Annotated in this window: 9 protein-coding genes; 8 read left to right on the top strand and 1 reads right to left on the bottom strand. The window is 49.1% G+C overall.

Annotated features, from left to right (window positions below; translation table 11 throughout):
- Positions 1 to 3: 3 nt before the first annotated feature.
- From glgX to MJO46_RS06120, 7 genes are all read left to right on the top strand, one after another.
- The gene (gene glgX, locus MJO46_RS06150) at positions 4 to 2,205 is read left to right on the top strand and encodes a glycogen debranching protein GlgX (protein WP_253988559.1); all 2,202 of its coding nucleotides are present in this window, start codon (positions 4 to 6) and stop codon (positions 2,203 to 2,205) included.
- Between the two features lie 19 nt (positions 2,206 to 2,224).
- A complete protein-coding gene (locus tag MJO46_RS06145) occupies positions 2,225 to 4,738 on the top strand; it encodes a glycogen/starch/alpha-glucan phosphorylase (RefSeq protein ID WP_253988558.1) in 2,514 nt (837 codons plus the stop codon).
- A 153-nt stretch (positions 4,739 to 4,891) separates the two neighbouring features.
- Complete coding sequence (gene glgC / locus MJO46_RS06140) at positions 4,892 to 6,154, top strand: glucose-1-phosphate adenylyltransferase (RefSeq protein ID WP_253988557.1); 1,263 nt, start codon at positions 4,892 to 4,894, stop codon at positions 6,152 to 6,154.
- Positions 6,155 to 6,226: 72 nt separating this feature from the next.
- A complete protein-coding gene (locus MJO46_RS06135; protein WP_253988610.1) occupies positions 6,227 to 7,864 on the top strand; it encodes a glycogen synthase in 1,638 nt (545 codons plus the stop codon).
- A 108-nt stretch (positions 7,865 to 7,972) separates the two neighbouring features.
- A complete protein-coding gene (locus MJO46_RS06130; protein ID WP_253988556.1) occupies positions 7,973 to 11,023 on the top strand; it encodes an EAL domain-containing protein in 3,051 nt (1,016 codons plus the stop codon).
- A 142-nt stretch (positions 11,024 to 11,165) separates the two neighbouring features.
- Positions 11,166 to 12,590 carry a DEAD/DEAH box helicase gene (locus MJO46_RS06125; protein WP_253988555.1) on the top strand — a complete coding sequence of 475 codons (1,425 nt, stop codon included), beginning with the start codon at positions 11,166 to 11,168 and terminating at the stop codon, positions 12,588 to 12,590.
- 52 nt (positions 12,591 to 12,642) lie between these two features.
- A complete protein-coding gene (locus MJO46_RS06120; protein ID WP_253988554.1) occupies positions 12,643 to 13,755 on the top strand; it encodes a GTP-binding protein in 1,113 nt (370 codons plus the stop codon).
- Between the two features lie 31 nt (positions 13,756 to 13,786).
- Here MJO46_RS06120 and MJO46_RS06115 read toward each other — a convergent pair whose 3' ends face one another.
- The gene (locus MJO46_RS06115) at positions 13,787 to 14,548 is read right to left on the bottom strand and encodes an ABC transporter substrate-binding protein (protein ID WP_253988553.1); all 762 of its coding nucleotides are present in this window, start codon (positions 14,546 to 14,548) and stop codon (positions 13,787 to 13,789) included.
- Between the two features lie 329 nt (positions 14,549 to 14,877).
- Between MJO46_RS06115 and MJO46_RS06110 the strand changes: the two genes are divergently transcribed.
- Entirely contained in the window at positions 14,878 to 15,393 is a 516-nt protein-coding gene (locus tag MJO46_RS06110; protein ID WP_253988552.1) for a DUF3087 domain-containing protein, read from the top strand.
- Positions 15,394 to 15,412: the final 19 nt, after the last annotated feature.

The raw sequence follows: 15,412 nt of genomic DNA, 5'->3' as shown, positions 1-15,412 counted from the left end.
ACTATGGCAACCGAGGCTTGGCTGACACCAAAGCACCATTTCCCCTATGAACTCAGTGCAGGAAGCCCCTTTCCCCTAGGGGCAACTGTGGATGAGGGCGGGGTGAATTTTTCGCTATTTTCTGCCCATGCGACTGGGGTCGAACTCTGCCTATTCGATGATGCCGGCCATAGCGAAATCCACCGTATTGCCCTGAGTGAACAGACTCAGCAGATCTGGCATGGCTATGTGCATGGGCTTAAGGCCGGGCAACTGTATGGCTACCGGGTTTATGGTCCCTATGAACCGCAGCTCGGGCATAGATTTAATCCCCATAAATTGTTACTCGACCCCTATGCACGTCAACTGGTGGGTGAGTATCAACACCATAGGGCTAACTACGGCTATGAATTAAATAGCAGTAATGAAGACTTATCATTCAGTACCTTAGATAACGCGGCTTTTATGCCTAAGTGCAAAGTGGTGGATATTCGGCCGCTCATCGCTGCCGCCAAGGAATCGGCCATTCGGCCACTCGTTCGCCGGCCATTAGCGCAAAGCATTATCTATGAGATGCACCTTAAGGGGTTTACGGCGGCGCATCCCGAGATTGACGATAAGCGGCGCGGCACTTTTGCGGGGTTAGCTTCCACGCCCGCCATCGATTATTTAGTCGAGCTTGGGGTGACCTGTGTTGAACTCCTTCCGGTGCAGGCTTTTTTTACTGAACCTTTCTTACTGGAAAAACAATTAACTAATTATTGGGGTTATAACAGCATCGGTTTTTTTGCCCCCGAACCCAGTTACTTATCCTCGGCGGAGATCGGCGAGTTTCGCACTATGGTGGATGCGCTCCATAGCGCCGGGATCGAAGTTATCCTCGATGTGGTCTACAACCACAGCGCCGAAGGCAGTCGGCTGGGGCCAACTTTAAGTTTTCGTGGCATAGATAACCTCAGTTATTACCGTTTGCACCCCAACGATAAACGTTTCTATATCAATGATACGGGTTGTGGAAATACCTTAAATATCAATCATCCTCGCATGTTGCAGCTAGTGCTGGATTCGCTGCGTTATTGGGTCGAAGTCATGGGCGTGGATGGCTTTCGCTTCGATTTGGCCGCCTGCCTTGGGCGTGAAGCCTATGGGTTTGATCCGGGTTCAGGCTTTTTCGACGCACTGCTGCAGGACCCTGTACTGTGCCAAGTGAAATTGATTGCCGAGCCTTGGGATATTGGCCCCGGCGGTTATCAATTGGGCAATTTCCCGGTGGCCTTTAGCGAGTGGAACGACAGATACCGCGATACTATGCGCCGTTTCTGGCGTGGCGATCACGGCATGTTGCCCGAGTTTGCCCGCCGCTTTCACGGCTCTGGGGATTTTTTTGAGCACAGTGGACGGCCTCCCGCCGCCAGTATTAACTTTTTAACCAGCCACGACGGATTCACTCTGGGGGATCTCGTGAGTTATACCCACAGGCATAACCTCGCCAATGGGGAAGATAATCGCGATGGCCACCAAGAAAACTTCAGTTACCACTACGGCGTTGAAGGGCCGACCTCAGACCCTACCATCATGGCGATTCGGGCGCGGCAGCAGCGTAACTTATTAACCACGTTATTGTTATCCCAGGGCGTGCCCATGTTGCTCAGCGGAGATGAAACGGGTCGAACCCAACTAGGCAATAACAATGCCTATTGCCAGGACAATAAACTCAATTGGTTCGATTGGTCGTCACTCGGGATGGACAGGGAACTGCTTGCTTTTACCCGCACACTCATTGCCCTACGTAAGCGTTTTCCGCTCCTGTGCGCTAGGCATTTTATCCACGAGCAATTAGCCGCCCAGCCCTTAGCCAGCTCATGTGCCCGTTTAGACTGGTTTAGCCGTCAGGGGGAGCAAATGACTAAGAGCCTGTGGAGTGAGTCCATGTGCCGCAGCCTTAGCGTGGTCTTGTCTGGGGACTTAGAACTTAAGGGCAAACAACAGGCGTTACTGCTTATGGTTAATGCCGACGATAATCCCTTAGCTTTTACGCCCCCGACACTTACCGACTTAAGCCCGTGGCAATGTCTCATTCATACCCAATCAGACTCGCAATCGGGCACACCATTAGACAGCCAATCGTCCCCCTGTGTTGAGCCGCTGGATGCTCAGGTCTTACCGACTCGATACCTGTTACAGGATCGCAGTCTTATGCTGTTTCATGCTGATTTGATTTTATAAATTAATCAAGGAATTAACTATGAGTAATGACAGTGAACTGAGCCTTAATCCCCCTGACGCTAAAACGGCTAAATCCAGCCGCGCCAAAAAAACGAGTACCGTTAAAAAAGCGGCAGAACCCTGTGAGCCCTGCGATGCGCTGCCCGCGTCCTTCGAACGCCATGTTCGTTATGGTTTAAGCCGCGGTGAAGGGGTTAGCTGCGAGTTATTTCAAGCCCTTGCACTGAGTGTAAAGGAGCAAATGTTAGATAACTGGCGCCAGACCCGACTCGATGACAGCCATTTTGAACGGCGGCAAGTGGCTTATTTTTCCCTTGAATTTTTAATGGGTAGGGCGCTGGGTAATGCCTTATTAAGCTTAGATTTACAACAGGATAGTCGTGATGCATTGAGCCATTATGCGGTCACATTGGAGGCGCTAGAAGAGGTGGAACATGATGCGGGCTTAGGCAATGGGGGCTTAGGTCGACTCGCAGCCTGTTTTCTCGATAGCTGTGCCAGCATGGATTTATCGGTAACGGGTTATGGCATTCGTTATGAGTACGGCATGTTTGCCCAGAAGATTGTCGATGGCTATCAAGTCGAGCGCCCCGACCGCTGGTTACGTGAGGGTAATCCTTGGGAAGTGCGAGTGCCAAACCATAATGTGACAGTGCCGTTTTTTGGCCACACCGAATCCTATGTGGATAAGCAGGGGCGCAGGCATATGACTTGGGTCGACACCCAGGATGTGCTCGCCGTCGCCTACGACATGCCAGTCCCGGGGTATCGCAATGGCAGGGTGAATACCTTGAGGTTGTGGAAGGCGGAGGCCACGGATGACTTCGACCTCGCGGAATTTAACCAAGGTGACTACACAGAGGCCGTGGCCCGTAAAAACTTGGCCGAGCAGATCACTATGGTGCTCTATCCCAATGATGCCAGCGAAAACGGCAAGGAGCTGCGCTTACGTCAACAGTATTTTTTATCCTCCGCCAGTTTGCAGGACCTGCTCAAACGTTGGGTGCACCAGCATGGCCATGACTTTAGCGATTTTGCCGCTAAGAATGTGATGCAGTTAAACGACACTCACCCGAGTATCGCCGTACCGGAATTAATGCGCTTATTGTTGGATGAATATGGTCTGGAATGGGATGCCGCTTGGGCCATCACTTGCCACACTATGGCCTACACCAATCACACCTTGTTACCCGAAGCCTTAGAGCGCTGGCCCGTGCGCATGATGGCGTTAATGCTGCCGCGCATTTTAGAAATCATCTATGAAATCAATGCTCGCTACTTAGATTTAGTCGCCCACCATTGGCCAGGGGATGGCGCAAAACTGGCGAGTATGTCGATTATTCAAGATGGTCCAGATCCCCACGTGCGCATGGCATATCTGGCGATAGTGGCCAGTTTTTCGGTGAATGGGGTGGCGGGGCTGCACACCCAATTATTAAAGACAGGGCTATTTAAGGATTTTTATACCCTGTGGCCGGAGAAGTTTAATAACCGCACAAATGGCGTGACTCCAAGGCGCTGGTTGGCCCATTGCAATCCTGCATTGGCCAAGCTGTTGACTGCCCATTTAGGCCATGGGTGGGTGACAGATTTAAAGCAACTCACGGCGCTCAATGCCCTAACGCACGATGTCAGCTTTATTCAAAAATGGCGTGAAGTAAAACAGGTCAATAAGGCGCAGCTGGCACAAATGATCCTTAAGGAGTGCGGCGTCGCGTTCGACCCCAGTATGCTGTTTGATGTGCAAGTTAAGCGTATCCATGAGTATAAACGTCAGCTACTCAATATCTTACATGTTATCCATCTCTATCATCAGATCCAGCAAGGCCACACCGACAACATGGTGCCGCGCTGTGTGCTTATCGGTGGTAAGGCCGCCCCCGGCTATTTTATGGCAAAGCTGATTATCAAACTCGCTAACAATGTGGCCCATATGGTCAATTCCGATCCCGTGGTGGCCCCCTATCTGCGCTTTGCGTTTTTACCCAACTACAACGTCAGCGCCATGGAAAAAATTTGCCCAGGCACAGATTTGTCGGAGCAAATTTCGACCGCGGGTAAAGAGGCCTCTGGCACCGGCAATATGAAATTTATGATGAACGGTGCGCTCACTATCGGCACCTTAGACGGCGCGAATATTGAAATGCTCGAGGAAGTCGGGGTGGATAACTTCTTCATGTTTGGTCTGAATGCCGAGCAGGTTGGGCAGATGCGCTGCGATTATCACCCGCAGCGGATTATCGCCCAGTCCAGTGCCCTGTCTGAGGTGATGGCGCTATTAAAGAGTGGCCATTTTAACCTACTCGAACCCGGTATTTTTGACCCTATCATCGCCTCCATCGAAAGTTCGGACGATCAGTGGATGACGGCGGCGGATTTTGATAGCTATCGCACCGCCCAAGAGGCGGTCGCCCATGTGTATAAAGATCCTCAATTGTGGACGCAAATGAGCATTCGCAATACCGCGGCCAGCGGCCGTTTTTCCAGCGATGTCACTATCGCAGGTTACAGGGATGAAATTTGGAAGTTGTAAAGGCATCCAGCAATCAGTCAAAGGAGAGTGGAAATGAAAGGATGCCAATATGGGGAAGTCCGTTGCCAGTCAACTGGGGTTAAGGGGATGTCGATGCGGTGTTTTATCGCGGCATTAATCGACTGTAATGCGTCGTTTTCGGAGTAATAGCCTATGTCTAATGTACGTTATATCAGTAATTTAACTCGTGAAACCTATGCATTAATTTTGGCTGGTGGGCGAGGCTCACGTTTGCATGAACTCACGGATTGGCGCGCTAAACCCGCGCTGTATTTTGGGGGTAAATTCCGCATTATCGATTTTCCCCTATCGAACTGTATTAACTCTGGGATCCGTCGTGTGGGGGTGGTGACTCAATATAAATCCCATTCATTGATCCGCCATGTTATGCGCGGCTGGGGCCATTTTAAAAAGGAGTTGGGTGAGTCGGTGGAGATTTTACCCGCATCACAGCGTTACTCGGAAAATTGGTATCAAGGTACGGCCGATGCCGTGTTCCAAAATATCGATATTATTCGTCACGAGTTGCCTAAGTATGTGATGGTGCTGTCGGGGGACCATGTGTATCGCATGGATTACGCCGGACTGTTAGCGGCCCATGCCGAGTCGGGTGCGGATATGACAGTCTCCTGCCTCGAGGTACCCGTTGCCGAGGCCGCCGGCGCCTTCGGGGTGATGGAAGTCGATGAAGATTTGCGCATTTTAGGCTTTGAAGAAAAACCGCTACAGCCGAAGCATTCACCTGGCAATCCTGAAAAGTGCTTAGCTTCCATGGGAAACTATGTGTTTAACACTGAGTTTTTATTTGATCAGTTGAAAAAGGATGCGCAGAACGCCAATTCTGACCGTGACTTTGGCAAAGATATTATTCCCTCGATCATTGAAAAACATAAAGTGTTTGCTTACCCCTTTAAGAGTGCCTTCCCGAACGAGCAAGCCTACTGGCGCGATGTTGGCACCTTAGACTCCTTCTGGCAGGCCAATATGGAGTTGTTATCTCCAACGCCCGCCTTAAATCTTTACGATGCGAAATGGCCTATTTGGACCTACCAGGAGCAATTGCCCCCCGCCAAGTTTGTGTTTGACGATGATGATAGGCGTGGCATGGCGGTGGATTCGATTATTTCCGGCGGCTGTATTATTTCCGGCGCGACCGTGCGGAGAAGCGTGTTATTTAATGAGGTGCGCGTTTGTTCCTATTCGCTGGTGGAGGATTCAGTGGTACTGCCCGATGTGGTCGTGTTGCGTCACTGCAAGATTAAAAATGCCATTATCGATAGGGGCTGCATTATCCCCGAGGGCACAGTGATTGGTTACAACCATGACCACGACAGGGCTAAAGGCTTTCGGGTTTCAGATAAGGGGGTCACCTTAGTGACGCGGGATATGTTAGGCCTACCCGTGGGATATGAATAAGGCTAAACCATTAATCGCCCGTGGTGTTGGATAATAACTTTTGGAGTGCCGATTTAAGTGAAACGTATCTTGATGGTTGCGGCGGAAAATGGCGCCCTAGCGGGCGCCAAGGTGGGCGGCATGGCAGATGTGATCCGTGATTTGCCACCGGCTTTGGCGGGCGTGGATTTGTGCGTCGATGTGATTATGCCCAGTTATGGCTTTTTGACCTCGCCAACGGCCCAGGCTTTAGGCGAGTTTGAGGTAGCCTTTGGTGGAAGGTCTGAGCGGGTCAAATTAGTTGTGATCCCCCATCCTAGGGTCGATGGGGCCAAGATTTACTTGCTCGAACATGGACTCTGGCAATCCACCTCCGGGAAAATTTATAGTCAGGGAAGTGCCGAACGTCCCTTTGCCGATGATGCGACTAAGTTTGCACTTTTGTGTGCCAGCGTAGCCAAAGCCTTAGTGACTGGCCTTATCCCTATGCCGCAGGTGCTGCATCTCCATGATTGGCATGCGGGTTGTCTAGCCATGTTGCGGGCTTTTGCGCCAGAGTACAGCGCCCTCAAGACGATTGGCTGTGTGTTCTCTATTCATAACCTCGCCCTGCAGGGCATTCGGCCCCTAAGCCAGGATGCTTCATCGCTGGCGGCCTGGTTTCCCGACCTGTTTGCCGCCCTGAGTGATGGGCAAAGGCAATTGATCGTCGATCCCCGTTATCCCCACTGCATTAATCCTATGCGAATGGGCATAGTGCTCAGTGATAGGGTGCATCTTGTCTCGCCCAGCTATGCAAAGGAAGTGTTGTTGCCATCGGATGTCGCTGCGGGATTCTTTGGTGGCGAAGGGTTAGAACAAGACCTAAGGCGAAAAGCCGCTGAGGCTAAGGTCATTGGGATCTTAAATGGTTGCAACTATTCAGACCTAAACCCGCATCTGAGCTCAAATCTAAGCTCAAGCTCCCCAAAAGGTCAACCCGCAACGCCGCCGTTGCAACATATTCAACTCGATGAATTTAAAACATTACTCACAACGATTGAGGCGGCGTTAGTCGAATGGCAGGGCACGCAAACCCAAGTGAGTGGTGTGGATATGATTGCCTTCGCCCGGACTCAGGCCCATTGGCGCCATGCCCTAGCAGGTGAAGTCCCAACTTTCCTCCTGACATCCGTTGGCCGCTTGACCGATCAAAAAGTGCTGATTTTGCGCCAGCAATTACCTTCGGGTTGCTCTGTGCTCGAAACTCTATTAACACAGCTACAACAGGCTCAACCCCAGGCCCTATTTATCCTGCTGGGAAGTGGTGATGCTGAGATTGCTAAATTTTTTCAAAGCCTTGCCGCCAAATATGCTAACTTTCTGTTTCTGCAGGGATACCATGAATTGCTCTCTGAATGTCTCTACCAATATGGGGACTTATTCCTGATGCCGAGTTCCTTTGAACCCTGTGGGATCAGCCAAATGCTAGCGATGCGGGCCGGGCAGCCCTGTTTAGTGCATGGTGTCGGTGGACTCAAGGACACAGTACACGATGGTATCGATGGCTTTGTGTTTAATGGCAATGGCCTCATTGAACAAGGTGAAGGTTTTTTAAGCAGGCTGAAGGAGGCAATAGATTGTTTTAATAGTGAAAACTGGTCAAAAATCCGGATGAATGCCCGGGCGAAACGTTTCGATTGGAGCCAGATTGCGCAACTGTACCAACAGCAGTTGTATGATAATTTGTGATAACAGGCTTGTAATTAGCGCATGATTTGTAAGCAATTCTGCTACACTAGTGAGGGAAAGTTGTAACAGGTTTCTCATCCTTCACTTTTTGGAGTTGCTCCCTGATCCATGGATAAAAGCATTTTATTACCATTAGTACAAAATGCGGCATTACTGCTCGCTTTAGTGTTTTTGTATGATGCGATACCTAAAAAACACCAGCGGCAGTATTTTTTACTGTGGCGTTTGGGGATTGGATTTCTGATTGGTGGAATATGCATCACCATTATGAGCAGCCCTCTCATATACCAACCTGGCATTATCTTCGACACTCGCTCCGTGCTGCTCTGTGTTTCTGGGCTCTTTTTTGGTGGATTGCCGACATTTATCGCCGTGACCCTTACCTCCCTTTATCGCATCGGCATCGGTGGCTCAGGTATGTGGATTGGGGTGGGGGTGATTATCTCCTCTGGACTTATCGGGATGATGTGGCGTCAATATCGCAAGGCCTACCTTGCGGATCTCTCGGTAAAGGAAATCTTCAGTTTTGCCTATCTGGTCCATATAGTGATGCTACTGTGGTTTTTTATGTTGCCCTTAGACGTCGCTTTACCTCTCCTGATGACCATCAGTTTACCCGTGTTAACCATTTACCCTATCGCTACTTTGCTGTTATGCAGGTTGCTATCGAGACGGTTTGAATCTGAGCGGGACGAGCAAATTCGTCTTCAGGATGATTTTCTGTTTCGCAGCCAATTCAACGTGGGCAATATTGGTATTGCGATAACTGATGTGGACCAAAAGTGGATCAAGGTGAATCCCCGTCTGTGCCAAATGCTGAAATATTCAGAAGGTGAATTACTCCATATGACATGGAAGCAGCTGACTCATCCAGAGGATATAGAAGCGGATATCGTTAAGTTTGAATTGATGTTAGCGGGAAAACTCGATAATTATGAGATGGATAAGCGTTTTATCGCTAAGGATGACTCGGTTGTCTATACCCATATGACAGTTGCCTGTAAGCGCGCAAACAATAATGTACTGCTGGTCATTGCCGGTTACTTAGATGTGACAGCGCAGACGTTGGCGGATAGGGAAGTGCTTGCCAGTCGTGAGCAACTCGAACTGGTGTTAAGCAGCAGCGATCTGGGTGTGTGGGATTGGGATATTCGCCTTGATCGCATCGAACGTAATGCCCGCAGTGCCGATATGCTGGGCTGCGATATCGACATGTTGAATGCCGACAGCCGCCAGTGGATGGACGCCATCGTCGCCGAAGACAGACCTAAGGTGCTGCACTCCCTCGAAGCCCACCTGCGGGGGGAAACCGCGCAGCATAGGATGGAATATCGTTTAAATACTCTTAATCGAGGTGTTCGTTGGATTTTAGATACGGGTAAAGTCGTTAGCCGCGATGCCAATAATAATGCCCTGAGGATGTGCGGTACTTATACCGATATCACCGAGGCTAAACTTATTGAGGAGTCGTTAAAATTATCCGCCCTAGTGTATGAAAACAGTTCCGAGGCCATGAGCGTACTCGATGAAAACGGCCTGATTATAACCGTCAATGCCGCATTCACCGATATCACAGGGTACAGCGAGTCCGAGGTCCGAGGGCAGCATATTCGGGTACTTTACTGTGATCTCAATAGCCATGATTTTTACACCAGCATGAACGCCGAAATCCGCGAAAAGGGCCGCTGGCAGGGCGAAATGTGGCAGAGGCGTAAGGGGAAGGAGGAGTATGTCATTTGGTTAACGATAAATACCATTAAAGATGAAGCAGGCAAGCCCTTCCGCCGAGTGGCACTGTTCTCCGATATTACCGATAAAAAACAAAATGAACATTTGATCTGGAAGCAGGCCAACTACGATACCTTAACGGGCTTACCTAATCGCCGCATGCTGCTCGAATACCTTGGGGCTGAAATAAGAAACTCCGACCGTAATCGCAATCATTTTGCCTTATTATTCCTAGATTTAGATTACTTTAAAGAAGTCAATGACACCTTAGGCCATGCGATGGGCGATCTATTGCTTATCGAAACCGCCAACCGTTTAAAAGACTGTGTGCGCGATACCGACGTGGTTGCACGCCTTGGTGGGGATGAATTTACTGTAGTGCTGAGTGCTATGGCCGACCACAAGGGGATTGAGCGGGTCGCCGAGATGATTTTGCGGCGTATTGCTGAGCCCTATCTATTAGGGGAAGAAACCGCCTATATCAGCGCCAGTATAGGTATAACCCTATATCCCGATGACTCTACAAGCATTGAAGGTTTACTTAAGCACGCAGACCAAGCCATGTATGCGGCCAAAGATCAGGGGCGCAATCGCTTTAATTACTTCACCCCCTCGATGCAGGAATATGCCAAATACCGCATGCGGCTAATCCAAGACCTACGCCAAGCCGTGCTCAATAAAGAGTTTCAGTTGCATTTTCAGCCGATAGTGGCATTGGAAACGGGGGCCATCACTAAGGCCGAGGCATTGATCCGTTGGGATCATGCGGAGCGTGGTTTTGTGTCGCCGGCGGAATTTATTCCCGTGGCCGAGGATACGGGACTTATTGTCGACATTGGTAACTGGGTCTTCGAGCAAGCGGCACGGCAAAGTGCCGCCTGGCGAAAGGAGTTAGGCGTTGAAATCCAGATCAGTGTGAATAAATCCCCGATACAGTTCCGCGATGAGGGCGCATTACTGCACCATTGGCTCGGGCTGCTGCAGGAATTGGATATGACGGGAGCCGGTGTCTGCGTCGAAATTACAGAGGGATTATTACTCGATGCCAGCATGGGGGTGACTGAAAAACTGCTCGCCTATCGGGATGCGGGAGTACAGGTTTCCTTGGACGACTTTGGTACTGGGTATTCGTCACTCGCTTATTTGAAGAAGTTCGATATTGATTATCTTAAGATAGATCAATCTTTTACCCGCAATGTGGATACGGATACCAACGATCAAATTCTCTGCGAAGCCATTATAGTGATGGCCCATAAGCTGGGGATGAAGGTCATAGCCGAAGGGGTTGAAACGGAGGCCCAGCGCCAGGTATTGCTGGCCGCGGGGTGTGATTTTGGTCAGGGGTATTTATTCTCTAAACCACTGATAGCGAGTGACTTTGCTGAAAAATATTTAAAGGCATCGGCTAAGCTTATCTCTCCAGTCGCTTAAATTTCCCTTGGCTTTAGACTGCGTTGGATAATTGCCTATAAAAACGCCGTGGATTTTGGTAGACTCCGCGGCCCTGCTTTTAGGGGCAGTGCGCTTTCCTTGCAACCCCTTAGATGTTTTGCCACTTAGCTAAAGAGTCTTTATGAAATTTGAAACACTCGGTTTATCTTCCCCCATTTTGAATGCGATAACTGAGTGCGGCTATCTGCAACTCACTCAAGTACAAGAGAAAGTGATCCCGCTTGCCTTTGAAGGCAAAGATATTATGGCCTGCGCTCAAACGGGAACGGGTAAAACGGCCTCTTTTGCTTTACCTGTGCTTGAAAAATTGTCCGCTGAGAATATCGATAAACCCACACTGCGCGCTCTGGTGATGACACCCACCCGCGAACTTGCTATCCAAGTTTGTGATAATATTCAAAAATATAGCCAGTTCTTACCCCTTAAAACCCTAGCGGTTTACGGCGGCGCAAATATGAATCCGCAGCGTAAAGGAGTGGAGCAAGGGGTGGATATTCTGGTGGCGACCCCGGGACGTTTGTTCGACATTATTGGACAGTTTAATTTAGATTTATCGAGTGTAACGACGCTCGTTGTCGATGAAGCCGACCGTATGCTGGACTTAGGCTTTGTGCGCGATATTGAAAAGGTGAAGCGTTTAATCGCGCCATTGCACCAAACCATGTTGTTTTCAGCAACCTATAGCGATGCGGTTAAACAGCTCGCCGAGAAGATGCTCAATGAACCCCAGTGGGTCAATGTGGCCGAAAATACGACGGCATCGACCGTAGTGCAGGAAGTGTATCGCGTCGATAAACGCCGTAAGGCCGAATTGTTGTCCGAACTCGTTGGCCGTCATAACTGGCGCCAAGTGCTTGTGTTTGCCAGTACTAAGGAGAGTGCCGAGTATTTATTGCAGGAATTAAAGCTCGATGGTATCGCTGCGGGCGTGTTCCATGGGGATAAAACCCAAGGCGCTCGAAACCGCGTGTTAGAGGATTTTAAAGCGGGCAAACTACGGGTATTAGTGGCCACCGATGTGGCGGCCCGTGGCCTCGATATTCAGGCCTTGCCCTTAGTGATTAACTTAGAGTTGCCCTTCCTTGCCGAAGATTATGTCCATCGCATTGGCCGCACTGGCCGTGCCGGACTCTCGGGTCGAGCCATCACTTTTGTGTCCCCCTCCGATGATGAGATGCTCGCTGAAATTGAAGCCTTGATTGGACAAACACTGCCCGTGTCGGTCGAGCCAGGTTATGAAGAGGGTGCACCATTGCTAGGACGTTACCGCGAGTCGCCAGCATCGACGGCCAAGGCGACTAAGTGGAGCTATAAGGCCCCTAAGGATCGCACTATTGGTAAGTCGAACGGCAAGTCGAGTGGTCCGTCTAGTGAGAGTCAAGCGCGGTCCCGCCAAGCACCATCTCGAGCGGGGAAATACGCTAAAGATAAACCGACCCAAGGCGCTAATGCTCCGGCGGGGAATGGTTTTAATAAAGCTAAGCCGAAATCCCCCTCGGCAAATCGCTCGGGTTTTGGCGCATCCCGCGGTAATAAGCCGAAATAACCCAGACTAGCCTAGTTATCCCAACCTATTTTAGACCCAGTTGAGTTTAGCCATGATAGTAAAAGCCATTCCCACTAATATCATCACAGGTTTTTTAGGGGTCGGTAAAACCTCTTTAATCAAGCAATTACTGGCAACTAAACCGGAGAATGAAACCTGGGCCGTATTAGTCAATGAGTTTGGCGAAGTGGGGATTGACGCAGGTTTACTCAACAATAGCGATGCGGGGATCCAGATCCGTGAGGTTTCCGGGGGCTGTATGTGTTGCGCGGCGGGGGTGCCGACCCAAGTTGCCATCAATCAACTGATTGCTAGGGCTAAACCCGATCGTTTGCTTATTGAACCCACGGGACTGGGTCATCCAAATGAAATCATTAAGGTATTATCAGCGCCCCACTATCAGAATGTGATTTCCCTACGCAGCACTTTATGCCTAGTCGATGCCAGAAAGGTGAGCGATCCCCGTTACAACACCCATGCAAACTTTATCCAGCAATTACAGGTTGCCGATGTGATTGTGGCCACTAAGGCGGATTTATATTCAGATGCCGAAATTGCAGGAAGTGACTGTACAGAAAGTGACGCACTATTAACGGCGCTGCACGCTTATATTAATGATTTACAGCGTATTGATATTCCTATCGTCAGCCATAGTTCACAGCGTGACTTGCCACTGGAATTACGCGTTTTTCTGGATCAACCACGGCGGGAGCGAACATGGGCACTTAAGGCCAATGCGGTTGCAAAGCCCCACAGTTTACTGCGCGGGACGGTTACTTCATTGGCTGAGATGGGGCTTTTTGCCGAGAGTGATAGTGAACAGTTACTCAGCTTTGACCCACGTGGAATTGCGCGTAAACAGAATCAAGGCGAAGGATGTTTTAGCTGTGGCTGGGTATTTGAACCTTCTCAAGAGTTTGATTTTTATAGGCTAATGGCGTTTGTCGAACGGCAAACTAAGTTGGCTTCGGCGGGAGCATCGCTACTGAGGTTGAAAGCCGTGATGATCACTACCGACGGTATTGTGGGCATTAATTGGGTGGATAGGGAGCGTCATATTACCGAAATCGATGACACCTTAGACTCGAGATTAGAGATGATTGCGACCCAAGAATTGGATTGGGATGATATCGAGCAGCAGTTAATGGCTTGTTTAGTCGTTTAATTGGGATTTAGTTAGGGATTTAATTGGGGATTTAATCGGGAATAGTCACTCGATGGATTTTGCTAAGGTTGGCAAGTTCGCCGCTTTGCAGCATATCCTCGAAGAAAAAGTCGAATTGCTGCTTGAGCGGTGCAAATTGCGCTTGTTTAGGGAACGCCATAAAACCATCCTGAGTATCGATAAGCGGAAAAATGGGGTCGATCGCCTGGGGGATTTTTATATTAGCTAAGGTCGCCTCGGTATTACGCACATTGGTGGCCAGCAGATCGAGATCGCCGCGGGATAAACGTTCAATACCACTCTTGATATCAACAAACTCATTTATGGTAAGTGACTGAGTTTTTTCATTAAATAATTCTCCATAACTCCAGCCCTGCATCTTACCTATGCGTAGACCTTTGATACTCTCGTAGTCACCATTCCAGGGGATGATGCTGGTTTTTCGGGCGTAAAAAACAATCTCATCACGGTAGAAAGCCTTGGCCGAGAAGGAGAGTAGGTGTTGCCGAGCTTGGTTGAAGTATGGCCCGATCAAAATATCTGCTTGACCGCGTTCAACCATAGACTGAGCTCGGCGCCAAGGGGTCATTTGATAGTGAATAGTGACTTTTTGTTGCTTGGCGAAACGGTTCAATATATCGACCCCAAGGCCAGTAAATTCCCCATTGGCTTGTTGTTCAAAGATTTGATTAAAGCGAGTACCAACCGCAAGCAGATCCTCAGCCTGAACAGTACAGCAAAAGCCACTGAGTGCTAAAAGGAGAGCTTTGGGATGGATTTTGCTCAGTATCATGGCGCTCCTTAGGGGATTTATCATATTAAATTAGTGGGATCCAAGGCTTAGGGGATAAACGACATTCATAGCCAGTAAATTGTACACCTTTTTGAACATTCGTAGACATTGCGTGTGTTAAGTGTAATCGAGTCACTCTGTTTTATTGGGTGAATAGTACTGAATTAACTGCTTGTATTAGTTTGACAGTTAACCTTAATTTTCAGGTTGTTTCAATTTGTATCTTCATCAGTCTTTAATCATTTAAGGCCGACGAAAGGGGATTCGAGTATGCTAAGCCTCGCATTAAACATTACGCCTATTTAGGCGGCTATTTGAGAATGGAGATTATGAAGTTACAGCATGTTGATAAAGGCATTTACCGCAAAAACATGAACTTATTTATGGTGACTTTAGTGCTTAGCCTGATATTGCTCTCGCTTTCCTTCGGGGCAGGGCTGATTGCGCTTTTCGGTGTGCCTGCTATATCCGGTGAGCCTACGGGGAATTTTCACTTAAATTTACTCGGGGTGATACTGGCGGTGATCCTCTGCAGTGCCATAGTGTTTCAACTTAAAGCAAAACCGTTTTTTACTGAAATTTACTATGTTTGGCAGTTAAAACAGTTGCAGAATCGTATCTACCGTAAGCTGATTAAAATAAAGGCTGCTGCGGCTAAAAATGATGTTAATGCGCTGATTACTTTGTTGTTTTACTATACGAGCTTAAGGCAAGTGTATCTATTGGATGATAATACCTTAACCTTAGCCACAGTGGATCAAGCGTTAAGTCAGCTGCAGACTCAAATTCAAGAATTGGGGTTAGTGCTCAGCGCCGAACAATTCACCCCAACGCTGCTGGACTGATTGCCAATCGCCCAATAAA

This window comes from Shewanella sp. KJ2020 (assembly GCF_024197625.1).
Lineage (GTDB): Bacteria > Pseudomonadota > Gammaproteobacteria > Enterobacterales > Shewanellaceae > Shewanella.
Note: the sequence above shows the minus strand (reverse complement) of the source record. Positions and strands in the feature narration are given on the sequence as shown.